21 protein-coding genes, 6 tRNA genes and 2 pseudogenes are annotated in these 26,579 nt (G+C 45.5%); 16 read left to right on the top strand and 13 right to left on the bottom strand.

Annotation, left to right across the window (positions count from 1 at the left end; genetic code table 11):
• Nucleotides 1–83: 83 nt before the first annotated feature.
• Nucleotides 84–689: a macro domain-containing protein gene (locus tag MC7420_RS16720; RefSeq protein WP_006101659.1), complete on the bottom strand. Its 606-nt coding sequence runs from the start codon at nt 687–689 to the stop codon at nt 84–86.
• A gap of 102 nt (nt 690–791) precedes the next feature.
• On the opposite strand from MC7420_RS16720, the gene MC7420_RS16725 reads away from it, so the two are divergent.
• Together MC7420_RS16725 and MC7420_RS16730 are read left to right on the top strand one after the other, a co-directional pair.
• Nucleotides 792–863, top strand: a tRNA-Thr gene (locus MC7420_RS16725).
• 90 nt (nt 864–953) lie between these two features.
• Complete coding sequence (locus tag MC7420_RS16730) at nt 954–1,583, top strand: hypothetical protein (RefSeq protein ID WP_044207692.1); 630 nt, start codon at nt 954–956, stop codon at nt 1,581–1,583.
• A gap of 720 nt (nt 1,584–2,303) precedes the next feature.
• On the opposite strand, the gene MC7420_RS16740 is transcribed toward MC7420_RS16730, so the two are convergent.
• Nucleotides 2,304–6,233: a hypothetical protein gene (locus MC7420_RS16740; RefSeq protein WP_044207695.1), complete on the bottom strand. Its 3,930-nt coding sequence runs from the start codon at nt 6,231–6,233 to the stop codon at nt 2,304–2,306.
• Between the two features lie 253 nt (nt 6,234–6,486).
• On the opposite strand from MC7420_RS16740, the gene MC7420_RS16745 reads away from it, so the two are divergent.
• From MC7420_RS16745 to MC7420_RS16775, 9 genes and pseudogenes are all read left to right on the top strand, one after another.
• Nucleotides 6,487–7,329: a TIGR02452 family protein gene (locus MC7420_RS16745; RefSeq protein WP_006101780.1), complete on the top strand. Its 843-nt coding sequence runs from the start codon at nt 6,487–6,489 to the stop codon at nt 7,327–7,329.
• A 24-nt stretch (nt 7,330–7,353) separates the two neighbouring features.
• Nucleotides 7,354–7,426, top strand: a tRNA-Arg gene (locus tag MC7420_RS16750).
• 335 nt (nt 7,427–7,761) lie between these two features.
• A complete protein-coding gene (locus tag MC7420_RS16755; RefSeq protein ID WP_044207818.1) occupies nt 7,762–8,223 on the top strand; it encodes an NADAR family protein in 462 nt (153 codons plus the stop codon).
• A gap of 53 nt (nt 8,224–8,276) precedes the next feature.
• Nucleotides 8,277–8,349: transfer RNA gene (locus MC7420_RS16760), tRNA-Ala, on the top strand.
• 5 nt (nt 8,350–8,354) lie between these two features.
• Nucleotides 8,355–8,429 (top strand) — tRNA-His (locus tag MC7420_RS39855).
• Between the two features lie 7 nt (nt 8,430–8,436).
• Nucleotides 8,437–8,523 (top strand) — tRNA-OTHER (locus MC7420_RS39860).
• A gap of 162 nt (nt 8,524–8,685) precedes the next feature.
• A tRNA-Lys gene (locus MC7420_RS16765) sits at nt 8,686–8,758 on the top strand.
• Between the two features lie 250 nt (nt 8,759–9,008).
• Complete coding sequence (locus MC7420_RS16770) at nt 9,009–9,914, top strand: Dam family site-specific DNA-(adenine-N6)-methyltransferase (RefSeq protein WP_006101604.1); 906 nt, start codon at nt 9,009–9,011, stop codon at nt 9,912–9,914.
• Nucleotides 9,915–9,918: 4 nt separating this feature from the next.
• Nucleotides 9,919–10,176: pseudogene (locus MC7420_RS16775) on the top strand (HNH endonuclease); the annotation flags it as partial.
• 228 nt (nt 10,177–10,404) lie between these two features.
• Here the strand turns inward: MC7420_RS16775 and MC7420_RS16780 are convergent.
• The 3 genes from MC7420_RS16780 to MC7420_RS16790 form a co-directional block, all read right to left on the bottom strand.
• Nucleotides 10,405–11,346: an SPFH domain-containing protein gene (locus MC7420_RS16780; protein WP_006101773.1), complete on the bottom strand. Its 942-nt coding sequence runs from the start codon at nt 11,344–11,346 to the stop codon at nt 10,405–10,407.
• Nucleotides 11,347–11,471: 125 nt separating this feature from the next.
• Nucleotides 11,472–12,014, bottom strand: coding sequence for an NfeD family protein (locus MC7420_RS16785; RefSeq protein ID WP_006101655.1), 543 nt, complete (start codon nt 12,012–12,014; stop codon nt 11,472–11,474).
• 49 nt (nt 12,015–12,063) lie between these two features.
• Entirely contained in the window at nt 12,064–12,576 is a 513-nt protein-coding gene (locus MC7420_RS16790; protein ID WP_006101820.1) for an NfeD family protein, read from the bottom strand.
• Nucleotides 12,577–13,047: 471 nt separating this feature from the next.
• On the opposite strand from MC7420_RS16790, the gene MC7420_RS16795 reads away from it, so the two are divergent.
• Nucleotides 13,048–13,641 (top strand): Uma2 family endonuclease, encoded by a 594-nt coding sequence (locus tag MC7420_RS16795; RefSeq protein ID WP_006101793.1) that lies wholly within the window; start codon nt 13,048–13,050, stop codon nt 13,639–13,641.
• Between the two features lie 259 nt (nt 13,642–13,900).
• Here MC7420_RS16795 and bioF read toward each other — a convergent pair whose 3' ends face one another.
• From bioF to sufB, 7 genes are all read right to left on the bottom strand, one after another.
• Nucleotides 13,901–15,070 carry an 8-amino-7-oxononanoate synthase gene (bioF, locus tag MC7420_RS16800; RefSeq protein ID WP_006101846.1) on the bottom strand — a complete coding sequence of 390 codons (1,170 nt, stop codon included), beginning with the start codon at nt 15,068–15,070 and terminating at the stop codon, nt 13,901–13,903.
• A 274-nt stretch (nt 15,071–15,344) separates the two neighbouring features.
• Nucleotides 15,345–15,560: a hypothetical protein gene (locus MC7420_RS16805; protein ID WP_006101749.1), complete on the bottom strand. Its 216-nt coding sequence runs from the start codon at nt 15,558–15,560 to the stop codon at nt 15,345–15,347.
• 161 nt (nt 15,561–15,721) lie between these two features.
• Entirely contained in the window at nt 15,722–16,357 is a 636-nt protein-coding gene (locus tag MC7420_RS16810) for a Uma2 family endonuclease (RefSeq protein ID WP_006101819.1), read from the bottom strand.
• 148 nt (nt 16,358–16,505) lie between these two features.
• On the bottom strand, nt 16,506–17,768 hold the full coding sequence (locus MC7420_RS16815) for a SufS family cysteine desulfurase (RefSeq protein WP_006101830.1): 1,263 nt from the start codon (nt 17,766–17,768) through the stop codon (nt 16,506–16,508).
• A 165-nt stretch (nt 17,769–17,933) separates the two neighbouring features.
• Nucleotides 17,934–19,292 (bottom strand): Fe-S cluster assembly protein SufD, encoded by a 1,359-nt coding sequence (gene sufD, locus MC7420_RS16820; RefSeq protein WP_006101721.1) that lies wholly within the window; start codon nt 19,290–19,292, stop codon nt 17,934–17,936.
• The gene (gene sufC / locus MC7420_RS16825; protein ID WP_006101706.1) at nt 19,292–20,080 is read right to left on the bottom strand and encodes a Fe-S cluster assembly ATPase SufC; all 789 of its coding nucleotides are present in this window, start codon (nt 20,078–20,080) and stop codon (nt 19,292–19,294) included. Before sufC ends, sufD begins: the two co-directional genes overlap by 1 nt.
• Before the next feature lie 213 nt (nt 20,081–20,293).
• Nucleotides 20,294–21,733, bottom strand: a complete 1,440-nt coding sequence (sufB, locus tag MC7420_RS16830; protein ID WP_006101632.1) for a Fe-S cluster assembly protein SufB — start codon at nt 21,731–21,733, stop codon at nt 20,294–20,296.
• 226 nt (nt 21,734–21,959) lie between these two features.
• Here sufB and sufR point away from each other — a divergent pair, with 226 nt between their 5' ends.
• From sufR to MC7420_RS16845, 3 genes are all read left to right on the top strand, one after another.
• The gene (gene sufR, locus MC7420_RS16835) at nt 21,960–22,616 is read left to right on the top strand and encodes an iron-sulfur cluster biosynthesis transcriptional regulator SufR (protein ID WP_006101747.1); all 657 of its coding nucleotides are present in this window, start codon (nt 21,960–21,962) and stop codon (nt 22,614–22,616) included.
• A gap of 319 nt (nt 22,617–22,935) precedes the next feature.
• Nucleotides 22,936–23,187 (top strand): hypothetical protein, encoded by a 252-nt coding sequence (locus MC7420_RS16840; protein ID WP_044207700.1) that lies wholly within the window; start codon nt 22,936–22,938, stop codon nt 23,185–23,187.
• Between the two features lie 348 nt (nt 23,188–23,535).
• Nucleotides 23,536–24,384 carry a hypothetical protein gene (locus MC7420_RS16845; protein WP_006101611.1) on the top strand — a complete coding sequence of 283 codons (849 nt, stop codon included), beginning with the start codon at nt 23,536–23,538 and terminating at the stop codon, nt 24,382–24,384.
• 97 nt (nt 24,385–24,481) lie between these two features.
• Here MC7420_RS16845 and MC7420_RS16850 read toward each other — a convergent pair.
• A pseudogene (locus tag MC7420_RS16850) lies at nt 24,482–24,973 on the bottom strand (DUF4058 family protein); the annotation flags it as partial.
• 575 nt (nt 24,974–25,548) lie between these two features.
• On the opposite strand from MC7420_RS16850, the gene MC7420_RS16855 reads away from it, so the two are divergent.
• Nucleotides 25,549–26,430, top strand: a complete 882-nt coding sequence (locus MC7420_RS16855; RefSeq protein ID WP_157453199.1) for an RICIN domain-containing protein — start codon at nt 25,549–25,551, stop codon at nt 26,428–26,430.
• The last annotated feature ends 149 nt before the right edge of the window (nt 26,431–26,579 follow it).

The raw sequence follows: 26,579 nt of genomic DNA on the forward strand, positions 1-26,579 counted from the left end.
GGCTTTCAATTTCATAACCTGGATATCAGCAAATGCTACTCTTGCCCCCGCCACCTGCTCCAAAGTACACACCGACTCGCGACTCAGGCAAAGCTTGAATGTTCACCTTCCCAAATCTGAAGTTGTCGTTCAGCCGCAACGATACAATTGAGAAATTTGGGTGGATGTAAGAAGTTGTCATAAGCAACTGCCATCTGTCTAGCTGCTTCATCATAGGGAATTCGCCCTATTCCTGTGCCTAACCCAGGACAGGCAATCTGATCAATTTTTCGGGTGGCATTTTGATTGTGTCGTCGAACGGCTAAAAGCATTGCCCACATTGCTATGTAGGGGATATCCGTACCAGCAATAGACATGGGTACTCGCATGGTGGGTGTATGAGCCAGAAAAGGGTGTTTGGGATGACCCGTTTCCAAGATGAATGATGTGCCAACAGGCTGTTCACCCAGGAATTCTTCCAGGATGTACTGCTGTACTTTTGTCATCAGGGAACGACCAAAAAACTGTAAAATTTCTGCATCCATGCCCCCATCCATCATGCCAAATGAATTGGCAGGGCTGACTAAACAGTCAAATTCGGGCAACCATTGGAAATAGTCGTTGACGATTTCCACATTGGGTAAATAGCTGAAATACTGTTGAAACGCTGCAAACAGTTGTGAGCTGGGAGCTACAAGTATTAGCTTCAAGTTGTAAACTGACCTCCGCTTAGAACGCTATTTTAGAGGCAAACTAAGGGGAGTGTCAACGTACTAGAGTGGTTATTGGCAGTTATGAAAATAGCTAGTCATGCAGATGTGGTGTAAATGGCAACACAAGGGTGTGGTAAATCCTCGATGTGGGTTCGATTCCCGCCATCTGCTTTTGAATACAGGTGTTTAGTAAAGCCTTTTTGCCTGGGCAAATCTTGCCACCTGTTTATCCGTAATTTTTATAGAAGAGGAGGTGTAGAAATGACTACGATGACGGTAACTGATACTTTGGCAGAATTAACACTGTTGGAAAAACGGATTGATTCGGCACGAGCGAATTTAGATAATAATACGTTAATTGCTGTTGTGGAAGTCGGCAAAGTGCCAACAGGCTATAAATCAAGAGAAGACCATGCCTCTAAAGCACGCGCGGCTTTACAACGAGTTGATGCTTTAATTGACAGACGACGCACTATTAAACGAGCTGTTGTTTTGTCGAATGCCTCCACTATGGTTTCCGTCGCGGGTGAAGAAATGACGGTGGCTGAAGCTATCGAGATGAAGAATTTTATCTTGTACTATGAGGCAGTTTTTCACACGATGGTGTCGGCGTATACTCGCACTCAGAATGAGTACAAAGCCGCTCAAACGCGAGTGAAAGATCGACTGGATAAGTTAGCCAAGGAGGTGTTGGGTAAAAATGCTGCGTCTGAAAAATATCAATCTCTGGCGGATAGCTTCTTAGAACGAGAAGGCGTCGAATTGCTCGACCCCACTAATCTGGCAGAAGCAATTGAGAGACGACAAGAGTTTGTTGAAGAGTTTAAATCAACGGTTGACCGGGTACTGTCAATTAGCAATGCCCGCACCATGATTGAGATTCCCGACTAAACTAGAATTGCTGGTCACTCGAAAACCTTTAAATTTATGGATTTAGATGGATAGCTCAATAGCGTAGAGCACATGCTATTAGAAGCATGAGGTGTCGATTCGCAACCGACTCCATCTACCACTACCTTTAAAGCTTAACGCTCAACGCTTAACGCTTAAAGTTCAATCGTTAAAGGTTAGACAATTAACTCTCAAACCATAAAGGTTAACGATCGATAAAATCCAGGGTGTTGGTTGTAGGTTCCATAAAACCTTGAGGTTCCCACCTGGCTGAGTGGTCAGCACTCACTTAAGCCCTCAACTAAAGTTGGGGCTAAAAGCTTAAACCCGTTGAAACGGGTTCAAAGGCTTCCCCTGTAAGCTCGATTCTTACTTTGGCTTTGACGCGGAAATTTATGCTCCTGTTGGTTAATTAACTAGGGGAAAGACCCCTCCCCGAACCTCTCCCCGAACCTCTCCCCGAACCTCTCCCTAGCCCTCCCCTACGAGGGGAGGGAAGTGGAATATATAGCAGTAGACACATCGATTAGGACTTTCCGAACTGTTGTAGAGACGTTGCATGCAACGTCTCTACCATAAGATGCGTCCTAACTGCTATGGCGATTGCTATATTTCTTATTTGGAGGGGCTTTCAGGCTCCCCCATGGAACAAAAAGCGAAGCATCCTTTGGTCTCCCCCTTTTGAAGGGGGACGGGAGGGGGATCTAAAATTGCTTGTGTCTATTCCCATTCTCGCCACTGGTTCGCCCAGTTTTGGAAAATGCCCAAAATTTGCTCCCGTCGCTGTTCAAAGTTAGCGGCAATGCTAATAAAAATGATGCCAACGATTAAGCCAATTACCCATTTGGAAAAGGGATACTGAAAACTCAAAACAACTAACTGGTAAAAAACCGTTAGCACAAATGTGGCAGTTCCAACCATTAAGAATGCCCGGATTCGCAGTCCTAATCCGGCAAATATGGCAATCAGGCTAATTATTCCTGGAATGAGTCCAGTCTCTTGATGGAAAAAGAACGCAGCTAAACAAATTATGCTACTACCCAGTAAGCGGAGATAATGACGAGTTTGTCGTGTTCGGGAACGTCTTAATTCTGGATCAATTTGGGCGATGTAGAGGCAAGAGCCGCCAATTATGGCAGCATAGCATAAGGGTTCAGTGATCTGTTGATTAACTAAAAGCCGCCAGATTGCCCAATCAACAAAAAATAGACTCAAATATGTCCAGCGTAAATTAGACTGGCGGTTGGCAACCCAGGCATAAAATCCGGCAACCGCCAGTAAATTGATTGAAGATAGGGTTTGATAATTGAGGCAAACGGTTAGCAAAGGAGAGATGATGGCGTAATGTTGCCAAGGTTTATCATTCCATCCCCACCGTCGCCAGGGTAGTTGAAAAAGCGCGATCGCGAATAAACAAGCCATTACCCCTCTCCAGGAGTCAAATATACTCAACTGTGTCCATGTCAAACGTGCATAAACACCAGTGGCGGCGACTTCGGTTAATCCGGCGTATATCCAGAGGTTAGATGATGGGGGTGATGAGGGAGATAACTGGCGTTTTTGTCTTGTACGCCCCTGTAATAAGGCATAGATAGCCAGTACCCAACTGATGACAAGTCCGATGGTTCTCAGATTTGGTGTGGTAAATACAGACATTCCCACCGTTAACACCATCAAACAACTGGCAATTGCCCAGTGAATATGTGCGGTGATTTTAATTTCAGTGATACTGAGGTTGAGAAGGGTGGAACGATCGCGCGATTGCCAAAACCAAGCCAACACTCGATAAATAACCGCGATCGCAGCCGCGACACCCGCTAGAATGGTAAAGCCATCCGCCGGATTGCCGCCATCGGCTTGCAGCATCTGGTAGATCACCAGTTCATACCAAGCAATAGAAATACCCGCTAGGGAAAGATAGGTGAGCCCTTTCCAGGGAAAACGGCGACGCCCTACGCCTATCCCGGTTAACGCTGCACCAAGAGTGAGTAACCCGGTATACGGGGTGAAATACGTCCAGCGCAAACAAATGCCAATTAGGGCATAAATTAAGGGTAAAATCTCCAGTGCATCCCTAGACGTGCCAGATGCGCCATGGGGCGTCTCTACAGGTTCCTCGGTGTCTCCATCTAAACGGGCAAACCACCAATCGGTGAGGAATAGTATCACAAGTGCCAGGATAATATTGGCGGTGGCTAAGGTTAGGGTTGAACCATTTCGTAACAGAATCGTATTCGCGATCGCTAATTCGATTGTCCAGCTAATGCCATAGACACCAAATGTTGTAAATGATCGCCAACAGCGAAACCAAATCGCACCACCAATTAAAATTGATGCGGCGAGGTAATGCCAACTGGATGGAATTAGTTCGACGTAACTCTGGGTACTATGCAGCGTCAGCAAGCCTAATTCTGTAGAAGACAGGGCAATTGCCCATCCATCCGAGGCTTGGGCGTATAACTGGGCTAAATCACCAGACTGGGGAATTAAGCTAGCCCGTAGCAGCCATAATCCCAAACTTGCGATCGCACCAACCAAATACCAATCGGCGACGGATAAGGGAGGTAATCCGGGAATTCCTTGCCACAGCCATGCACTAAAAAAGCTGAGGGCAAAACCAATTGTAATCGCGGCGGCTACCGTTTGGCGTAAATAGCGACTATTCAGGAACATTAACACTGTGGCAACCCCTAAGCCAATCAGTCGAATCTCCGGTTGGAATAGGGTTAGCCACTGGGCAAGAAATAAAGCGATCGCACTCCACGAAGTAGCCTGAATGCGCCGCGATCGCTGACTAAGACTGGCAACTCCAGTTAAGGTTAATGGGGTGAGTAACCATAAAAGTCCCCAAGGGTTAACCCTGAGCGAAGTCGAAGGGTGCATGGGAAAGGGAATTACATAAGTAATACTTTCCCCAGCCAGTAATACATAACTAATTCCAGCGAGGACAAAACCAATGTGCCAACAACTGCGATACCAACTCTGTTGGGGGACAGGAGATGGAGGATTTGCTGCTACCGTTTGCCCTTCCTGCCTTATACTCAGACTCCATTCTGCCACCATTAGCGCCAACAATAAACTTGCCCATCGGGGTTCGCTGAGACTCGGAAACCATCCATCGATAAACGAACAGAGGGTTAATAATCCGGCGATATGGGTGAGATAAACTAAAGTAATTCGCAGCGGAGGGCGGCGATGAGTAACAATAGCTAGGGTAACAGTGGAGAGTAATAGATTAAGCGATCGCGCCGTCGGATTCAGGCTACTGATTACCGTTAACATCACACCCAATCCTAATGTGAGTCCTTCCCCAAACCGGGCTAATTTAGGGTTCGACTTCCGATATAGCCAATCGGTCAAACCTACCCAGAGAATAATGTAGGGAAATAGGACGACACCCCAACAGGCTTCCACGTTTGAACCCATCTGTTGAGAGAGGAAACTGATTACCTCCTCTTGTACCGCCAACGGAATTAATCGCCATAGTAAAAACAGCGTTTGCAAGCCAATAATAAAAATGGCAGCTAAATCCAGACGCCGCCGAGAATACTGTAAGCGCTGGGCGAAAAACCCAATCGCCAACCCACTAACCGCCGTGGCTTGCCAAGGAATGTCTTCTCCTACCGAAACCAACCAACCCATCAACAGTAACCCGCCACCAATTCCATCCCAGACTTTTGTGCTAAAGGAGGAAACAGACTCTCGTGAGACGGCTGGAGGCTTTCCCTGTCGCGCCAACAACCAACCACAAATTCCCATTGCCAAACCGAGTTGGGTAATTGGCACATTCATCACGAAAATTGCCCGTCCTAATAACACCGTGAGGGCATAAATAACCACTAAACTACCCGTGGGTGAATTATTCGGCAAAGATGGGGAAGCGCGAGGGGTTGAAGCGACGGAGGGGAGAAAAATCGCGGTGCCGATGACACCTAAATAAACAGCGACTAATGGAACCTGTGACCAATTCCAACCCCAGTGTAGATAACTCAACCATAAAATTAGGGAAGCGCGGGAGGTAAGCCGGAATGAGTTGCTTTGGATCGATTGATTGATAACCGTAATTCCTGTTAGGCTTAACGCTGCAACAGCAACAACAATCCATTCCCAGGGATGACGCCATAACCCAAAGCCATCCATTGCCCAAAAATTTACCGGGACTAAAAGTAGGGCAATCAGTTGTAAGGTTTGAGAGGTTAACTTTAAATTAGAACGTTTTCCCGCCCACAGGCTAATGCCCCAAAAGACAACGGTATATGCCCATAACACACCATACTGTCCCGCTGGCGGAAAATTCTGCCATTGAGTTGCCGCCAAGACACCGGAAGAGACAACAACCAGAAAGACACCTAGAAACAGCAGCCAGCGTACACTCAGTTCCTCTTGCCATGACTGCCATATCCGGGATAAAGGCGACACTGTAGGAACGGGTTCCTCGACCTTGGGTTCCACCTTCCGGGATTGAGGGCGAGATGGAAGTGGGGCAATCGCTGGTTCAGGGAGGCGACAAGATAGATAGAGTTGTCCTAATTGTTTAACTTGGGCATCACTGATTAAACCCAAGCGCAACCAGGTATCTAGACCTTCGAGTAACTTGGGATTGGAGGCTGAAACAGTGAGTTCAATTCTCACAGGGCGTGGCGAGGACATAGTTTTCGGGGGTTCGTTCGTAGTAGGCACGCTTCGTGCCAGAAGAAGCGCTGAAGCGCTTACTACAAACAGATTAATTAATCCTAGTTCATTTATCGGTGGGGAGGGCGGGTTTTGTTGTTCATTTATCGGTGGGGAGGGCGGGTTTTGTTGTTCATTTATCGGTGACCATCTAATTGAGTCCCTAAACCCGCCCCTACAGATTCCCTAAACCCGCTCTGACAATTGACGTATAAGGTATAAATTATTACTTATGAACAGGATAGCGATCGCGCAAGATACACTCAAGATTCTTAATGCTGGCTATTACGACTCTCCGACGGGTCAACGGGTTGATATTACTCAAGATTTAAACGCTTGTTTGGCGCAGACAAAATACTATGACCCAGATAGCCTCTCGACTCTCGAACAAAATGTTCTCTCCAGCACTCCCAAATTCTCTACAACTGAATTTGAAGTCAGGAATGAAACGACGTTAATCGGATCAGAACGTATGGCACAATCTCGACAGTTTCACAAGATTGGCGTCCTCAACTTTGCTTCAGCTAAAAATCCTGGCGGTGGCTTTATCAAGGGCGCACAAGCCCAGGAAGAAAGTCTAGCTAGAAGTTCTGCCCTCTACAAAAGCTTGTTACAATGTCCCGACTATTATGACTATCATCGTTCCCATAAATCACTCCTCTACTCAGATCGGATCATTTATTCCCCAAATTGTCCAGTTTTTCGGAAAGATGATGGCACGTTACTAGAAGAACCCTATCACGTCGATTTCATCACCAGTCCTGCTCCTAATGCGGGTGCAATTTGGCGGAATCAACCCAAAAATGGGACAAGAATAAGCGATGTTTTGTATAGTCGCGGTGCTAAAGTATTGAGTTTAGCCATTGAGCAGGGATGTGATGCACTCGTTTTAGGCGCTTGGGGGTGTGGCGTTTTTCAGAATGAACCCTCAATAGTTGCCCAAATGTTTGCTGATTTTTTATTACCCAATGGTCAATTTTGGGGACAATTCAAAAAGGTGTTATTTTCTGTCCTTGATTCAACCAAACAAAAAAGAATAATCACCGAATTCCACAATCGATTTTCAGACGAATGACAAATGACAAATGACGAAATATAAGCCCCCATAGCTCAAGGGATAGAGCAGCAGCCTTCTAAGCTGAGAGTTCCAGGTTCAAATCCTGGTGGGGGCGTTTAAATACTGTTCAAAAAGGAGGTTATTTTCTTTGACTCAACAGACCGTGCGATCGCGCCTTGCGTGCCCTGACGTCTAAGAGCCTACATACTTAGTACGAGAGGAAGAGTAACACTGTTCTATTAACAGTGGGCGTTTGAGAACGAGGAGTGCGAAGAACCCGATAGGTTGGCTTAGAGGTAGCCACCCTTTAAAGAGTGTGTAATAACTCATCGGCGGAGTTCCTCTAGTAACTGAGAAGGCGCATCACAACGCTCTGGTAACTTGCACGCGAGGGCGATCGCACAATTACAGGATCTGAACTATAATAGTACAAAAATACCAATTAAAAGTATGCCTGTCTACTTCTACAGCACCCGCGAAAAACCCTACGGTTGCTTTTCCAACTTCTCTCGCCATGGTTTTGAGTTAGATGGTTGTTGGTGGGCAACGAGTGAACATTACTTCCAGGCACAGAAATTTGTCGAGACAGATCATCCTTGGTTCGACAAAATCCGTGAGGTGAAGACGCCCAAAGACGCTGCCAAGATGGGCAGAAGTCGGGAACACCCTATCCGAAGTGATTGGGAACAGGTCAAGGATGAAATTATGAAGCGGGGAGTTTTGCAGAAGTTTGAAACTCATGCTGATATCCGCGAAATACTTTTGGCGACAGGGGATGAGTTAATTGTCGAAAATTCCCCCAGTGATTACTACTGGGGATGCGGTAAAGATGGCAGTGGTAAAAATAGATTAGGAGAGATTTTAATGGCAGTGCGAGAGATATTGTGTCAACCCCTTACAAAGGACGAATGACAAATGACGAATGACAATCTCCACCGTTAGCTTTTATTATGTCCACCCACTTAGGGTCTGTAGTTCTAATGGGAGAACGCCTGTTTTGCACACAGGAGGTTGCGGGTTCGACCCCCGCCAGATCCATGATGGTGTCTGAAGCCAAAGCGGTTGCGGCGCTTGTTTGTGGAACAAGTCAATAGCGGGTTCAAGTCCCGTCAGACACCCTTAACTGGAAGATGCCGCTGAATGGACGGCAAGCGGTCTTGAAAACCGTGGTACGACAGCGATGTCGTAGGGGTTCGATTCCTCCATCTTCCTCTATCCACCGGAAGCCGAAAAGTGAGGCGCTGTGCTGATAACGCAGAGGTAGAAGGGGCAGTACCTTCCCGGTGGATTTTAATCCCTCTGCCAGTGGATTCTGGCACTGATACTACGAATGTCGGATGCGGTGGTTCGATTCCATCCAGAGGGGTTTAATCAGGGAATGTAGCTCAATTGGCAGAGCAGGTGACTCTTAATCACTGGGTTGCAGGTTCGATTCCTGTCATTCCCATTTGTCCAGGTGTGGCGTAGTTTAACTAGCTAATTGTATAACGGAGTGACCGATATTTCCTGTTTGGCAAACGTGAGCCAGGGGACGCCAGGGATACACTCATCGAGAGCCACGGACGCGATCGCAATTTTCCACCTTTTCTCAGAAAGACAATTCGTAGAACTACCTCTGTAAATGGTAAACTTAATTACTATAGAGATAGGTATAAATTACTGCCGCAGTGTACTCACGCATTTCTCCTTAGATTAAGATGGCTAATCTTCCGCATCCAATCCAGTATCAGGGAAGTAAAAGGAATCTTGCCTCAGACATTCTCAGGTTTCTGCCTAATAAAATAGGAAGGTTAGTAGAGCCATTTTCAGGAACTGCCGCGATTAGTATCGCTGCTGCTGCACGGCAGGTTAGTCAAAAGTTTTGGATTAATGATTTGAATCTGCCTTTAATTAAGTTACTAGAGTTAATTATTGAACAGCCCGACAAAATAGCATATTTATATACAAAAATATGGAATGAACAACATGGAAACTCGGTAGAACACTATTATAAGATTAGAGATGAATTTAATAAAACAAATGACCCTTTCTTGTTCCTCTATCTGCTCTCCCGATGTGTAAAGGGTTCTGTCCGATACAATAGCGATGGTTTATTTAATCAAAGCCCAGATAAGCGTAGGAAAGGTACCCGCCCTGAAAAAATGCGACAGAATATTGAAGGAGTTTCTCATTTGCTAAAAAATAAATGTTTATTTACGGCTCTCGATTATAAAGATGTTTTAGCCAAGGTTGACAATACTGATTTTGTCTACATGGACCCTCCCTACCAAGGAGTATGTGGGAATAGAGACTCTAGATACTGCTCTGGGATTAGTTTTGATGAATTTGTTTCAGCTATAGAAGTATTAAACAGAAAAGCAATAAAATTTGCAATTAGTTACGATGGTAAACGGGGCAATAAAATATTTGGTAAGAAACTACCGGAATATCTGGGTCTTAAAAAAATTCAAATCGAGGTAGGACGTTCATCACAGGCAACACTTTTAGGTAAACAGGAAATAACAGTAGAGTCATTATATTTGTCACCAACTTTACTCAGGGATTGCTCACCAGAAATAGAAAATTATATTCTTGGATTTCCTAAGCAATTGACGCTTCTATAGCAACATGGATAATTCTCAACAGTTACCTGACGATTTTATAAAAATTTGTCAGTCAGTAACAGCCAAAAGACCTAGATCGGTTATTGATCACATTATGCAGTATGGTTTTGTAACAACTGAAGAACTCAAAGAAACTTATGGTTATAATCATCCTCCTAGAGCAGCTAGAGATGTCCGAGAGCTAGGAATACCATTAAAAACTTTTCGGGTTACAGGAAGTGATGGTAGAAAAATAGCAGCTTATAAGTTTGGAGATATTAGTACGAATAGTAACGCTGTTCCAATAACAGTGGGCGTTTAAGAACAAGGAGTGCAAACAACCCGATAGGTTTGCTTAGAAATAGCCATCCTTTCAAGAGTGTGAACTCATCGACTCATCGGCAGAGTCTTAAAATGAATATTCATTGGGATTAAGCCTTTACAATTAGCCCATAAAAAATCAGCATTTTAGGTGCGTTACGCTTCGCTAACGCACCCGATGAAATTAATTCTAAGCCAACTTACTCAACTCTCCATTACTCTCCTCTGTTATTATCGAACCAATCCCATCTAACGTCGCTGGAATCGTGCGCGGGTCCATAAACATGATCTTGCTGCTGTTACTACTACCAATTTTTATCCCCATATCCAAATAGTTTTGTGCCAATAAAAACTGTAGTGCTTGGGCTGATGAGGGAGCAGCGTTTAACTTTTTGCCAAGAATATCCATCGCGGCGGCTGTCCCTTGCGCCTTGAGAACTTGCTGCTTTTGTTGCGCTTCCGCCTCTAAAATAGCGGCTCGTTGACGCGCTTCTGCCTCAATGATTTGTGCCTCAGCTTCCCCTCTGGCACTATTAACTACTGCTTCTCGTTCTCCTTCCGATGTCAGAATTGCCGCCTGTTTTTTCCGTTCCGCTGACATCTGTAATTCCATTGCCCCTTGCACGGTTTTAGATGGAACAATATCCCGCAATTCTACCCGCGTTACCTTGACTCCCCACGGTGCTGTGGCAATATCTAATTCCCGCAATAGCATTTCATTCACTTCAGTGCGGGCGGTAAAGGTTTGGTTCAGTTCAAGTTTACCCATTTCTGAGCGAATTTGAGTTAAAACTAAATTCACCATCGCGGCTTGCAGATCCTGAACTTTGTAATAAGATTTTTCCAGATTAATTACCCGCCAATAAACGACAGCATCTACACTAATTGACACATTATCACGAGTAATACAATTTTGTGGTGGTATTTCTAAAACTTGTTCGCGAATCGTTTCCTGACAAGCAATTTGATCCAGGAATGGGATAACAAAATTTAGACCTGGTTCTAGTTTTTTACCATCATATCGACCCAGGGTTTCAACTAACGCCTCTTCCCCTTGTTTAATAATCTTGACACTCCCCGCTAAAGTTGTACCTGTTAGCGCGATAAATGCCATAAAAAACCACTGATACATTTTAATTCTCCTCTTGAGTACAATGAAATTCAATTGAACGTGAACGCCTCAGGCATCAATCAGTCTTGTAGAGTCCTGGGCATTGCGCGAGTACAATAAACTATGAACTATGAACTTTGAATCAATTAAGACCGAAACAAATGTTCTGGCAGAACAATTAATGTGTTATCCTCTTGTCCGACAACATAAACGGTTAGATTGGCAGGAATACTCATTTGCCGTTCTTGACAACGCGCTGCCCAAGAACTGCCTTCATAGAGAACTCGTCCCGTTTCTCCTGGTGAAATTTCCGTTAATGTTTTGGCTTCCGTTGCTTCTGGAACTTTAAATTTTTTCCGCTTGAGCAACATCGGACGTATCCAGATAACCGAGGCGGTAGACAGTAGCATCCAGTAAGCCACCTGCCAGCGAAATGCGACAAATCTTGTCATTCTAAACAAGCTAAACGCTATGATTAGGGAAATAATTCCCATTGATAGAGGCACAAGTCGGAATTTTTGGCTGAAGGCTTTCGGCAGAAACAACTCCAGTAGGCAAAGTACAACACCGCTACCTAACCAGAATAGGGATGGATGAGGGATAAAGGCTGACTTCGTAGTCGCTTGTGCCAGAATTGTTTGGGCATCAATGCGATTCACTTCTGTCTGCATTAACAGCAATGTGAACATCTGACTATTTTCAAATAGAAGGACGAATGACATAAGACGAATGACCAACTCATGGCATGACAATCAAGGTATTATCCTCTCGCCGCACCACATACACCGTTTGGTTAGGTGCGATCGCAATTTCGGGATCAGCACAACAGGCTTGCCAAGAGGAACCCTCATACATCACTCGTCCTGTTTCTCCTGGTAATATCTCGGTTAACACCTGGGCTTGAGTCGCCTCTGGGATAGTATATTTAGGACGTCGAATCAACATAGGGCGCAACCAGATCGCAAACGCAAAGGATAATCCCATCCAATACATCACCTGTAAGCTAAACCCGTCATACATCAGGAATTGCCACTCAAACCCCAGTGCGATCGCGCCCTGCCATACAATAAATGAGACAAGTAGCGCACCTACACCCATCATCAGGGCAATAAACCGGAATCGCTTCGCCCAAGATTTGGGGATAAAGAATTCAACTAGGCAAAGTAGAACACCTACAATCAGCCAAAATATAGGGGGAGTAATCCGAAAGGTTGATTGAGTCGTCGCCTGTGCCAAAACTTGGGATAACACATGAATGTCCTCGTGAACTCGGTTAATAGCAAGGGTTTTCTCTTGCTAATTGCTATTAAACCTGGTGGTGATTTGAGTTCGCGATGGAGTTGTTCGAGTTCTTATCGAGTTCTCATCGACTTTCCAGTAAGTCAGTCATTAGTCAATCGTCATTATTTAACCGTTAAGGAGGTAAAGACTCGTAGGGTGCGTTAGCGTAGCGTAACGCACCTTTACCCCCATAAGTAGTGTTGCTGCGTAAGTCCTGATTAAGCTGTCACGCATTTAAGTTGGGAATGGGTAGCGAGCAAGATGAATGGGTAGCGAGCAAGATGAATGGGTAGCGAGCAAGATGAATGGGTAGCGAGCAAGATGCTCGCACTACAAGGATTTCGCCATTATTGACATTAAGGTTTAAATGCCAAGCAGCTTATTTAACCGTTAAGGAGATACAGTAAAAGTAAACCTTAGTTCAACATCCTCGGTTTAATCATGCAGGTTACTGAACAGCGATACTACACTCCAGAGGAATATCTAACCCTGGAGGAAGCAGCCGACGATAAAAGTGAGTACATTGACGGTCAAATTTTCCATAAGGCAGGTGGATCTACCAATCACAATCGGATAGCCGGTAATCTTTATGCGGCACTGAATTTTGCGTTTAAAACCCAAGAGTATGACGTTTTCATGAGTGATGTGCGTCTGTGGATACCGAAAAGACGGATCTACACCTATCCCGATGTTATGGTTATTGCAGGAGAACCTGACTATTACAATAACCGCACCGACACAATTACGAATCCTCAAGTGATTATCGAGATTTCGTCAAAATCAACCCAAAGGTATGATCGCAGTGACAAGTTTCAGGCTTACCGTACAATTCCCAGTTTTCGGGAATATTTACTCCTGGATCAAACTAAACGATATGTCGAACATTTTTCTAAGACAGACACTAAACAATGGTCATTGCGCGAATATGACGAATCCGATCAGGCGATCGCGTTCTCCTCACTCAATTTTGAAATTTCCTTAACTGATGCGTATAACAAGGTTAAATTTAAACCAGAAAATGCTGAGTCTGAGTAATATACCACTACACATTAAGGTTAAGATAATAAAATTCTGTAGGGGAGGATGCGAGAGCTTTTGTTGCACGGGAGAAGGGGGCTCTGATTCTCTTACTCCCCTCTTACTCCCCTCTCCCAAACTTGGGAGAGGGGCTGGGGGTGAGGGATTGAGCTTAAATTGACACGGATGGTTTCACGACCATCTTTTGGGTTACACCCAGATGTGACTAAACCCGCCCCGAATCAGGGTTCTAGACTTCCCGTGAAATGTTATATTATTAAACCAACCCCCGCAGCAGTGATGTCACCAATAACTGCAAGTGAGTCGGTTCATGAATTGCCATAACTGAAATACGAATCCGACTGGTGGGGACAGTAGGCGGACGAATAGCTGGGGCAAAAATACCTGCTGCTTTTAGCTGTTGTGCCATATTCAAAACATCTTCGACATTAGGACATTGAAGGCACAGAATTGGAGATTCAGATGGTAATATATTCAGCGCCGATAACGATTGCTGAATCAAAGACTTGAGCATTTCGACATTCTGCCAAAGTCGATCGCGACGTTGCGGTTCTTTTTGGACAATTTCAACCGCCGTTAACGCCGCCGCCGTATCAGCCGGAGATAGTCCAGTAGTATAAATCCAGCTAGGGGCGCGATTTCTCAGGAAATCAATTAGAGTCGCTGAACCTGCAATATATCCCCCCAAACTTCCCAATGCTTTACTCAATGTTCCCATTTGAATTAAGGGGTGTTCCGTACAGCCAAAATGTTCCACACAGCCTGCACCTGTAGCGCCTAAAACACCCGTTGCGTGGGCTTCATCAACAAGTACCATGCTGCTAAATTGATCCGCTAGTGAGAGAATATCTGGCAAGGGACATAAATCCCCATCCATACTAAAAACGCTATCAGTTGCAATGAGACAACGGCGGTAATTGTGGCGATGGTAAACCAGTTGATGCTTTAAGTCTTCCATATCCCTATGGATATAGTTGATTACTGTCGCACCACTTAAAATTGCCCCATTCTTGAGACTAGAGTGATTATACTGATCTGCCAGAATCAGATCTCGCTTCCCCACTAAAGCCGCGATCGCACCGATATTCGCCAGATAACCCGAACTAAACACCAATGCATCTTCGGTTTGTTTCAGAGATGCGATCGCACATTCCAATTCTTGATGCAATTCCCGATGTCCACTGAGTAACCGAGAACCGGTACTACCTGTACCATAGTGCTGAGTTGCTATAATCGCCGCTTCAATTAAACGTTCATCTCCCGCCAATCCTAAATAATCATTACTGGCAAAATTAATCACCTCTTGCCCTTCCAGTTTTACCACCGCACCGGGACGATTTTGCAGCCTTTGCACTGAACGATACCAGTTAGCTTTATGGATAGTAGAAAGAGAGTCTTCTAACCAAGCATAAGGATTGGTTGTCATAAGTAGAAAGTTAACGGTTGAGATTAGGGAACAGGCAACATAAAACAAACTGTTCGGCATTTAAAGCCTAATGTAAAAAATTACGAAATCCTTGCTTGTAGTGCGAGCATCTTGCTCGCTATCATTCCCAATTTAAATGCGTCTTAGCTTACTCGTTTTCCGTCACGCCAGTAGGGTGGGCATTGCCCACCAGCCTTAAGGATCGTGACATTCCACATAAGGTTGAGATTAGGAAACAGGTAACAGGGAACACACAATTTAAATGTGTCTTAGCTTAGTCCTTTTCAGAAGCCGGATCAACTTTATCCTGTTGAGTTTCCCTATTCGTCACACTTTCAACTAAACCCATTTCAAAGGCAATTTCCGGTAAATCTTCAGCCTTATATTGTCCTGGTTGAAACATCTGTCCGGGGGTTAAACACATCTGTTTCAGTTCAACAACTTCAGTGGGAGCAAATAATCCTTTCCATCTTCTATTCTCAATACCCATCGCTGATAACTCCTACGGTTATAAAGACGAAATCCTTGTAGTGCGTTTAGCGAAGCCATGCCGCAGGCTTTGCATCTTGCTCGCTACTCATACCCAATTCAAGGGTCACATCTATTCATTCCACTATTTTAGCGGTACCACACCCATATTTCATACTTGAGTTATAAATTTTCTCTCACCCAAGCACGAAACGCTTTCAACAGCGCAATTTCTCCCATTGTCTTACTCTGCTGGAGAAATCGGCTCATTTCATTAACGTTAACGGATATTAAAGGAAAAGCCAAACTAGATTCACACTCAACATATTGCCCTTTTACCCGTCGATAGAATCGCAAAACTCGCCCATTATACCGCCAAATTTCAGGGACACCTAGCGCCGAGTAAATCCCCAACTTATCCACACAACTGCTAGTAATATCAATTTCAATCGCTAAATCAGGCGGCGGATCAGTTTCTAAATCAATGTTTTGCCGACCTCGAACAGCGAGTTCATTTTGGATATAATAACAATTATCAGGTTCTATTCCCCGCTGGACTATTTCTCGTTTCAGCGTTGTCGAACCAGCACTTTTAATCTCAATATCTAACTCTTCGGCTAATGCAACAATAAAATTACCCAAATTTGCCTTATGATTTTCATAATCAAAACGAGGCGTCATAATTTCCAACGTGCCGCCGTCATAAGCAAACCGATACCCCCTGTCTGCACCCGTTTCTACCAATAACGCTTCAAAAGTTTGCCAGCTAATATTGTCCAGGACAGTTCGTTGTTCAGCTAAAGTTAAGCTTATCAACATATCTACAATCTCAGTTCAATAACACTAACCTCTTCTCCCCAAAAACCTCTGCGCCCCTCTGCGCTTACCTCTGCGTACCTCTGCGTTAAAAAAATACAAATCCCCAAAAACCCAAAACTGTAGGGTAGGCATTGCCCACCCCACAACTCTACTCCATCACACTCTTAAAAAAATCAATCGTCTCTTTCAACACCCGAACAAAAACATCAATCTCTTCCCGTGTATTGTAAAAATACAAACTCGCCCGCGCCGAACCCGTTACCTCTAAAATACGATGCAACGGTTGCGTACAATGATGACCGGAACGAATTGCTACCCCTTCATGGTCTAATAGAGTAGACACATCACTCGATGCTAATCCCTTCACATTAAATGATGCCAAAGCCGCCCTTCCCTTCCCCTCTGCTGTGGGTTGGGGACCATACAGAGTCAAATCAGGAACATCCCGTAACTGCTGGAATAGATACGCCGTCAATTCCTCCTCATAAGCATGGATTTTATCCATACCAATCCCCATTAAATAGTCTACCGCCGCACCCAGCGCGATCGCTTCCCCAATCGCAGGAGTTCCAGCTTCAAATTTATGGGGTAATTCGGCATAGGTGGAATAGTCGAGAAAGACTTCCGCAATCATCTCACCCCCACCCATAAACGGGGGCATTTCTAGCAGCAAATCTAACTTGCCATACAAAAAACCAATCCCTGTGGGCGCACACATTTTGTGACCCGACGCCACTAACCAGTCACAATCCATCCCCTGGACATCAATGGGTGTATGAGGGACAGATTGGCAAGCATCAATCAATACCTTAGCGCCATACTGATGTGCGATCGCACAAATCTCTTTGACGGGGTTAATACATCCCAGGGTATTCGAGACATGGACAATACCCACTAACTTTGTCTTCTCAGAAATCAGAGACTTAAACTGTTCTAAATCAAACTCCTGAGTTTCCGTCAGTTCCACATACTTCAACACCGCTCCCGTCTTCTGGGCAATGATTTGCCAGGGAACAATGTTGCTGTGATGTTCCATCACCGAGAGAATGATTTCATCCCCTGGCTGCAACGTATTTAATCCCCAGCTATACGCCACCAAGTTAATTGATTCTGAGGCATTCCGGGTAAACACAATCTCATTCCGCGACGCCGCATTTATAAACGCCGCCACCTTATCCCGCGCTGACTCATACGCTTCTGTGGCGCGGACACTCAGCGCATGAGCGCCTCGGTGGACGTTGGCATTGTCCCTTTCATAGTAGTTTTGCAGCGCATTAAGCACCGCCAACGGCTTCTGAGAGGTGGCAGCACTATCAAGATAAATTAACGGTTTATCGTGAACTTTCTCCTGCAAAATGGGAAAGTCAGAACGGACGATAGCAGCTAGGGTTTTTTCTTGGGTAATGGTCATTGGTTATTCGTCATTGGTCATTTGTCATTGGTCATTGGTCATTTGTTATTGGTCATTTGTCATTTGTCATTGGTCATTTGTCAAAGAATTATAAAACTCAAAACCATGTCCGACTAGCGAAGCCCTGGAAAGACGTGCCATGGCACGTCTCTACATTTTTTGGGACTACATTGTTCTACACATCGCACATTGAGACAGTCTTTGCCGCAGGGAGTCCACAGGAATCCGTTGGAGAATCTCCGCTACAAAAGCATCAATTAACAGATTTCGGGCATTGGTTTCATTTAGTCCCCGACTTTGTAAATAGAATACATCCTCCGGGTCTAATTGACTCACCGTCGCACCGTGAGAACATTTTACTTGGTCTGCCGTAATTTCCAATTGCGGTTTGGTATTTACACGGGCTTTCGCCGAAAGCAATAAATTGCGATTCAATTGAGCCGCATTAGTAAATTGAGCCGCTTGCGGCACGAAAACCTTACCATTGAAGACTCCGTGCGCCCGGTCATCTATGATACATTTGTGCAACTGGTTGGTCATGCCATGAGGATGATTCAATAGCACCGCACTGTGGGTATCGGCTACCTGTTCCCCACCAATCATGGTTAAACCCTTCAGTGTGGTTTCCGTCGCCTCACCGGTTTGCACGATTTCTAGATTATGTCGGGATAGTCTCGCCCCTAAACTAATCGCGTTACAGGTATAGCGGCTATTCCGGGCTTGGGTGACGGCTGTTTTACCAATGTGGAACCCATCAATCGCTTCTCGCTGATTCCGGGTATGGATAACCTGGGCGTCATCCTCAATCCAAATCTCCGTCACTTGGTTATTGAAATAAGGACGATTTACCGGAATATCAGGACATCCTTCTACATTCGCTGCGTAATGTTCAATCAGATTCACCACCGAACCAGGTTCAGCAACCACTAGACAGCGCGGTTGGCATATTACAGGTACGTCGTCAGTGGTGGAAATAAACAGCAGATGAATCGGTGTCTCGACAATTGTTGCTTTAGGTATCCACACCACCGCCGCATCCGTGAGTCCCGATGTATTCAGGGCGGCGAAAACATCAGACGCAGCTTGTTGTTTACCTAAATAATTGGGGATTCGTTCCTGATACGCATTGGGTAAACCTGCCAAATTCCCCACATATACGCCTTCAGGTAATCCCCTCACCGACGATAAATCCGGCGCATACACCCCATTGACAAAAACTAACCGACTATCCGGGGTTTCGGGTAGGGTGAGGGAGGTTAAGTCTAAGTGTTGCAGGAATTGTTCAAAAAACGCCTCAACCCCTTGAAAATTCACCGCCAATAACGGCGACAAATCCGTAAACCGCCATTCTTCATCCCGACGGGTGGGCATGGCTAATTCTTCCACAATCGCCGCCGCTTGGTCACGCAGTTGCCCGATAGTGGCGTTTAATTGTCCCCCGACGATGGGTTCATCTTGGCGACATTGGTCTAATAACGCCTTTAAATAGGAAATTTCCGGTTTTGCAGATAGTTGTATACTCATTAGGCAATCACCTCAGCCGCCGCTTCTTCTATTACCCAGTCATAACCACGGGATTCTAATTCTAATGCCAATTCCTTACCCCCGGTTTTGAGGATGCGCCCTCCTGCCATGACATGAACATAATCCGGTTCAATATAATTGAGCATCCGTTGGTAGTGGGTAATCAAAATCATGGCATTGTCGGAAGTTGCCAACTGACTCACCCCATTAGCGACAATCTTCAGTGCGTCAATATCCAAACCGGAATCCGTTTCATCGAGAATTGCCAGTTTAGGTTCTAACAGCGCCATTTGCAGAATCTCATTCCGCTTTTTCTCACCGCCAGAGAAGCCTTCATTTAAACTCCGTTCTAAGAAGCTGGGATTCATCTTGACAATTTCCAGCTTTTCTTCTATGAGATCCTCAAAGTCAAACGTATCAATTTCCTCTAATCCCTGATGCTTACGGCGGGAATTATAGGCGACGCGCAAAAAGTCTAAATTACTGACACCGGGAATTTCTAAGGGATACTGAAATGCTAGAAATATGCCAGCTAATGCCCGTTCTTCGGGTTCGAGTTCCAGCAAATTTTGCCCCAAAAAGGTAACCTCGCCACCTGTAACTTCGTAGGCAGGGTGTCCCGCTAAAAGCTTAGAAAAGGTACTTTTACCGGAGCCATTCTGCCCCATAATGGCGTGAATTTCTCCCGCCTTCACCTCTAGAGTTAAGCCTTTAAGAATTTGTTGTCCTTCAACATTTGCCGTCAAATTGCGGACGGATAAGATGACGTCGCTATTTTCTCTAATCATTACAAGTGTTCACCAATTCAAATCAATGATTATTCGGGATAAGGGAGAAAAAGGGAGGGGATGTTCCAGACGTAGCATACTACGTCTCTACAATCGGGGCGGGTGTAGGGTGCGTTAGCGGAGCGTAACGCACCATTTCAAGCGTAACGCACCATTTCAAACAATAGTCGTGAAACCCGCCCCTACAGACGCGCCATGGTACTTTTCCAATCCTTAACCCACGGCTCCTTCTAATTTCAGACTCAATAATTTATCGGCTTCAGCGGCAAATTCCATCGGCAGTTCGTTGAAGACATCCTGACAGAAACCACTGACAATCATGGAAACCGCATCTTCTTCGGAGATTCCGCGTTGGGTAAAGTAGAAAAGCTGATCCTCGCCAATTTTCGAGGTTGAGGCTTCGTGTTCCACCTTAGCCGTATTGTTTTCGACTTGAATATAAGGGAACGTATTCGCCTCAGCGGTATCCCCAATTAACATGGAATCGCACTGGGAATAATTCCGCGATCTTTTTGCTTTCGGACTGACTTTCACTAATCCCCGATAGCTATTCTTAGAATTGCCAGCGGAAATCCCTTTAGAAATAATCGTGCTACGGGTGTTTTTGCCAATATGCACCATTTTGGTTCCCGTGTCGGCTTGCTGCATATTATTGGTTAACGCCACGGAATAAAACTCACCGACAGAGTTATCCCCTACTAGAACACAACTGGGATATTTCCAGGTAATCGCTGAACCGGTTTCTACCTGTGTCCAGGAAATCTTGGAGTTAACGCCTTTGCACAAGCCACGCTTGGTGACAAAGTTATAGATTCCCCCTTTACCTTTTTCATCTCCTGCAAACCAGTTTTGCACGGTGGAATATTTAATCTCGGCGTTATCGAGGGTGACGAGTTCGACAACGGCGGCGTGGAGTTGGTTGGTGTCGTACATCGGCGCGGTACACCCTTCTAAGTAACTCACCGAACTCCCTTCTTCGGCGACAATCAGGGTGCGCTCAAATTGTCCCGTGTCCCCAGTATTAATCCGGAAATAGGTGGACAATTCCATGGGACATTTAACACCTTTGGGAATAAACACAAAGGAACCGTCACTAAATACCGCCGAGTTTAGGGCAGCAAAGTAATTATCACCGACGGGAACCACACTACCCAGATATTTCTGCACCAATTCTGGGTGTTCTTGCAGCGCTTCGGAGATGGAACAGAAGATAACCCCAGCTTCGGCTAACTTGTCTTTAAACGTGGTGGCGACGGAAACGCTATCGAAAATTGCATCTACAGCAACGTTAGACAGTCGCTTCTGTTCAGATAGGGGAATCCCCAGCTTTTCAAAGGTTTCCAGGAGGGCGGGGTCAACCTCCTCTAGGCTGTTCAGCTTTTCCGTTTTCTTTTTCGGGGCGGAGTAGTAAATGATATCCTGATAGTTGATGGGCGGATAGTTAACGTGGGGCCACGTCGGTTCCTCCATCTTTAACCATTGGCGATAGGCTTTGAGACGAAACTCCAGCATGAACTCCGGTTCGTTCTTCTTGGCGGAGATCAGGCGTACTACGTCTTCACTCAAGCCACGGGGAATGGTATCGGCTTCGATATCGGTGACAAAGCCGTACTTGTAGGGCTGGTTGACTAATTTTTTAACGGTAGCAGTCATTCGCTTCAGTGTTCTCTCTTCGATTAAGGATGGGAAGTGGTTCGTCTGTGGTTACCAGTTTGACAGGGTTCGGGCTGATTGCGGTAACGTTGCACTAGCTCTAGACTAAAACAACACCTTTGTTGTTTAACTCTATTGTAGGTTATATTAACAACTAAGATGTTGTCAAAGTCAACTAAATTTCTTCTCTTGCCCTAACACAAGTGTGATTTCACCCCAAAAGCCGATGACCACCACTCAGCAATCTTCTACCAAGCAAGACATTTTGCAGTATTTACTCAAACAGGAGCAAGCGATCGCACATGCACTAGCGGAAGCTCTGGATATTAGTCCCCAAGCCATTCGGCGTCACCTGAAGGATTTAGAAGCCGAGGGACTGATAGAGTATAAGTCGGTATCCATGGGAATGGGGCGTCCTCAACATGTTTACCGCTTGAGCAAAAAAGGACGCGATCGCTTCCCTAACCATTATGGTGAGTTTGCCGTGTCCTTGCTAGACACCCTGGAAGAAACCGTGGGTCGGGATCAGGTGAGTACCATCCTCCAGAAACAGTGGGAACGCAAAGCGATGGAATACCGCCAGCTTTTGGGTGAAGGTTCATTAGCCGAACGAGTCGCTAAATTGGTAGAACTGCGCCAAAGTGAAGGATACATGGCGGAATGGTATCCGGTCGAATCCAGCGATGCTAGCCAGCAGACCCATAACCAGTTTATTTTGAAAGAACATAACTGTGCAATTTCCAATGTCGCTGAATCCTTTCCCAGCGTCTGCGGACATGAGTTAGAAATGTTTGCCGCTATCCTACCCGATTGTCAAGTCGAGCGCACCCACTGGATTAATCAAGGAGAACATCAGTGTGGCTATTTGATTCAGGCGAAATAGTTTGTTAAGCTGTCATGCATTTAAATTGGGTATTAGTAGCGAGCAAGATGCAAAGCCTGCGGCATGGCTTCGCTAAACGCACTACCATCCTTTCGCCGTTATTGATATTAAGGTTTAAATGCCGAACAGCTTATTGATCATTGGTCATTGGTCCTTTGCTTCCCCATATTCCCAAGAAGGGCGGGTTTAGTTAGGTTATCGGTTGTGTGCCACAACGTTATGGGTAAAACCCGCCCCTACAAATTGGCTTTCCTTGCTCCCAGACGCGCCATGGCACGTCTCTACATTGCTCCCCCAGCTCCCTCATCCCCCCTTTCTTATGTCCCAACAACCGACAACACAATTTTTAAGTCCAGAAGAATCGGCGGCTGTCGATCAAGCGTTACTCGCATCCCATGAGAAGTTTTTAACCCGATTAACTATTTCATCCCTGCGCCTTTTAACCCATATTGCCCAAGACACAGGAGTGGCTGTGGAAGAGTTGACGCCTCAGCAGGTGATTGATTGGTTTGAAAACGATAGTAAGATTCGCCGCGAACAGGGATCAGATGCCGCATTTTTGAAGTGGTGATTGGGTACTGCCACGCCACTAATACCAAGTTGCAGTCAAGGAGGTAATCTGTCATGCATCGGTATACAGACAGATCCCCGACTTCTTCAAGAAGTCGGGGATCTTGCTTAGATTAACCTAAACGACTAACTGATTAAAATTTGTTCAGAAAAAAATAGAACATTTCATCGTGAAGATCACGCTTCAAAAATTCACATAAATTAATAAAAATAAAATTATTCAAATAAATAAAATAAGTTTGCCAAGAATTTATAGATTGAGCAGGTAATTTTATGCGGATTTTACCTATTCGCTAGTGAAGATTAATTATGATGGCGAGTATACAAACTCGTGGGTAGAGGTAATTCCGTGAAACTTAAATTAACTTTTTTACTATCAGTCGCCTTCGTCGCGGGTGTAGCGGCAAAAGCACAAGCGGCGAATTTTTTTGCCTATAATCCGAATGAGCAAGAAATTTATCACAGTACATTTGATAACGCCGACGATTGGCAGCTAAACAATACCACCGTCGCTCAGGGTGAACTTCAGGCTAATCCTGAAACCAACTGGGCATCAGCCTACTACGATCTCTCATCGTTGAATCAATTGGATTTAGATGAGGGTGATATCGCTCTTTACTGGAGCGCTCGCACCGATCGAAGTAAGCCAGAACTGGGTAAGTTCTTTATGGAACTGAATGTTGTAGCAACAGATACTCAGGAACCGCGCCAAATTAACTGGAATATCCGTCCTATTTCTCCCCGTGATGGCAATTTCCGCAATTTACCCTATTTACTTTACGTTGATCCCGGCTTTCAGATTCCCCATGAAGTTGAGCAAGAATTAGTTGTTCCGGATCAATTTCCTGATACTGAAACTTACGAGAGTTTCCGGCTCACTCTCAGTAAAACGGGAGTGGATACGGTTGAAGTCACGCCCTATTATTGGCTGAATGATAATTGGCAAGCCTTTTCAGCTAAAGATGGTTCAACCCTACCCATGAGCGTCAGTATTCAAGATAACCTGGAAGGTCAAGACTATTTTGAATCCCTCAGTTTTCGGTTCCGCCAAAATCGATCCTATCTTGATTCAGTTGCCATTACTCGGATTCCCACTGATTCAGAACCCGTTGATATTCCAGAAGCATCTACAGCATTAGGTTTATTCGCTATGGGTGCTTGGGGAATCCGTAAGTTTATGCAAAAGCTGAATCGATAGAAGGATTACATGTAGGGGCAATTCATGCATTGCCCTGATTAGTCCAGCAACCACAGTTAGTCATAAAAATAAGTCAGAATTGCGACAGCTTTCCCTGCTAGTGCGATCGCAGTTGTTGCTCGGTTAACAATGTATTACCCCAAACCCGATCATCTGCCAACAATGGCGGTACGGGTTCTTGAGTATAATCGATTGCCAAATCATAACTTGCCTGCTCGTACACATTACTCAACAATACCTGTAAATCGACTAAAGGTTCCTGATCCCCAGACTTCAAGGGTAAGGGAAATGAGGGAATAGTATCTGGTAGATTAAAAGCATACAAATCAGCTTGAGGGCGACAGTCCCCTCGACTGATTAAGATTCGATAATGAGTTTGACCATTGCTGTGATAAACTGGCATAGGTTGCCCCTTACTCAGTAAATCAATTTCCACTAAATGAGTTGAACTACCGAAGATTTTATTTCGTTTAGTCTCATATTGATCGCGACCTTCTACCGAACGTTTATTAATCGGAGAGAGTATCTCAATGACGGTGACAACTTCACCCGTTGCGACTTCTCGGACTTCTAAATACCCTTGTTTAATTAATTTTATCGTCGTTTTGCCCTAGCGTTGGGAAATCCCGGAATCAGACATATTAATTAAATCCGTCTTCGCTTAATACGGATGAGTTTGCAACCAAGTGGTAATTTGAACAGGTAGAGATATCTGAATCATTAGGTATCCCTCCCCAGAAAAAGGATAGTGTTTATCAGGCATTAGGACGATTGTTTAAACGGGAACTGATTACTAAGCGTCCATCAGCTACAGGAAAACGAACTAAGGTCTATGGCATATCTAATCCTTATAAATATGTACCAAAAGACACTTGTGATAATAAACCTGAAGTTGAGTCGATCAAGATAGAGGGAAGTCCCCCCCCTATAGTTGAAAATGTGTCAGTTAGAAAGTCTATAACCATTGAAATAACTGAATCACAGACAACTAACACTTTAGCTGAGAGCAAAATTAATACTTTACTGACAACCTCAAATGAACAAATTGAGATAAATGCTCCAATCCCTTGTAAACAGGAGGTTTCGGTAGAACTGATAGGTGTAAACAATCAGGGGGGGGTCTATGCTGAGGAAAGTGAATCTCAAGCACACGAGGAGAAACTAATGCCAGAACATGAGAGCATCTCATCAGATCTAGCCACCCTGCCAGCACCGCTACAGGGCCGATACACCATCCGGCAGGTGAGCAGCGGTCGGTTTGTGGACGCCCACGAACACGCCGGCGAGGACTTCCGGTTAGTCACCCGGACTGCCCAGAACAACGACACCCAACGCTGGATATTCGTTCCAGTCGGTGGCGTGTTTACCATGCAGCAAACTAGCAACGGTCGGTTTGTGGACGCCCACGAACACGCCGGCGAGGACTTTCGGTTAGTCACCCGGACTGCCCAGAACAACGACACCCAACGCTGGGTATTCCTGCCTGACCCAGACCGTCTCGACACCTACACCATCCAGCAGTTAAGCAACGGACGGTTCGTGGACGCTCACGAACACGCCGGTGAGGACTTCCGGCTGGTCACCCGCACCGCCCAGCTCAACGATACTCAACGCTGGGTAGTCCTGCACCAGGGCAACAGGAAGTACACCATCCAGCAGCTAAGCAACGAACGGTTTGTGGACGCCCACGAACACGCCGGTGAGGACTTCCGGCTGGTCACCCGAACCGCCCAGAACAACGACACTCAGCGCTGGAGCCTAACCCAAATCGGGCGGGTCTACACCATCCAGCAGTTAAGCAACGGACGGTTCGCGGACGCTCACGAACACGCCGGTGAGGACTTCCGGCTGGTCACCCGCACCGCCCAGCTCAACGATACTCAACGCTGGGTAGTCCTGCACCAGGGCAACGGGAAGTACACCATCCAGCAGCTAAGCAACGGACGGTTCGTGGACGCTCACGAACACGCCGGTGAGGACTTCCGGTTGGTCACCCGAACCGCCCAGAACAACGACACCCAACGCTGGCTGATCACTGGGGTTTGATCAGTCATCCCGAGTTCACCACCTAGGCGTAAATCTAGCGAAGCTACTGTTACTTGAACCATAAGGTGTCTAAACTGAAAGCATAAGTTGTCCGTTTTCTTTGGCTGCAACCCTCATTCCCTCGTAGGAGAAAGAGCGACAATCAGACT

The sequence above is a fragment of the Coleofasciculus chthonoplastes PCC 7420 genome, from assembly GCF_000155555.1.
Classification (GTDB): domain Bacteria; phylum Cyanobacteriota; class Cyanobacteriia; order Cyanobacteriales; family Coleofasciculaceae; genus Coleofasciculus; species Coleofasciculus chthonoplastes_A.

Bases quoted from the DNA above. Each gene is read 5' to 3' on its own strand.
- MC7420_RS16730 (WP_044207692.1), top strand. From the start codon at position 954: ATGACTACGATGACGGTAACTGATACTTTGGCAGAATTAACACTGTTG.
- MC7420_RS16740 (WP_044207695.1), bottom strand. From the start codon at position 6,233: ATGTCCTCGCCACGCCCTGTGAGAATTGAACTCACTGTTTCAGCCTCC.
- MC7420_RS16745 (WP_006101780.1), top strand. From the start codon at position 6,487: ATGAACAGGATAGCGATCGCGCAAGATACACTCAAGATTCTTAATGCT.
- MC7420_RS16755 (WP_044207818.1), top strand. From the start codon at position 7,762: ATGCCTGTCTACTTCTACAGCACCCGCGAAAAACCCTACGGTTGCTTT.
- MC7420_RS16770 (WP_006101604.1), top strand. From the start codon at position 9,009: ATGGCTAATCTTCCGCATCCAATCCAGTATCAGGGAAGTAAAAGGAAT.
- MC7420_RS16780 (WP_006101773.1), bottom strand. From the start codon at position 11,346: ATGTATCAGTGGTTTTTTATGGCATTTATCGCGCTAACAGGTACAACT.
- MC7420_RS16785 (WP_006101655.1), bottom strand. From the start codon at position 12,014: ATGTTCACATTGCTGTTAATGCAGACAGAAGTGAATCGCATTGATGCC.
- MC7420_RS16795 (WP_006101793.1), top strand. From the start codon at position 13,048: ATGCAGGTTACTGAACAGCGATACTACACTCCAGAGGAATATCTAACC.
- bioF (WP_006101846.1), bottom strand. From the start codon at position 15,070: ATGACAACCAATCCTTATGCTTGGTTAGAAGACTCTCTTTCTACTATC.
- MC7420_RS16805 (WP_006101749.1), bottom strand. From the start codon at position 15,560: ATGGGTATTGAGAATAGAAGATGGAAAGGATTATTTGCTCCCACTGAA.
- MC7420_RS16810 (WP_006101819.1), bottom strand. From the start codon at position 16,357: ATGTTGATAAGCTTAACTTTAGCTGAACAACGAACTGTCCTGGACAAT.
- MC7420_RS16815 (WP_006101830.1), bottom strand. From the start codon at position 17,768: ATGACCATTACCCAAGAAAAAACCCTAGCTGCTATCGTCCGTTCTGAC.
- sufD (WP_006101721.1), bottom strand. From the start codon at position 19,292: ATGAGTATACAACTATCTGCAAAACCGGAAATTTCCTATTTAAAGGCG.
- sufC (WP_006101706.1), bottom strand. From the start codon at position 20,080: ATGATTAGAGAAAATAGCGACGTCATCTTATCCGTCCGCAATTTGACG.
- sufB (WP_006101632.1), bottom strand. From the start codon at position 21,733: ATGACTGCTACCGTTAAAAAATTAGTCAACCAGCCCTACAAGTACGGC.
- sufR (WP_006101747.1), top strand. From the start codon at position 21,960: ATGACCACCACTCAGCAATCTTCTACCAAGCAAGACATTTTGCAGTAT.
- MC7420_RS16840 (WP_044207700.1), top strand. From the start codon at position 22,936: ATGTCCCAACAACCGACAACACAATTTTTAAGTCCAGAAGAATCGGCG.
- MC7420_RS16855 (WP_157453199.1), top strand. From the start codon at position 25,549: ATGCCAGAACATGAGAGCATCTCATCAGATCTAGCCACCCTGCCAGCA.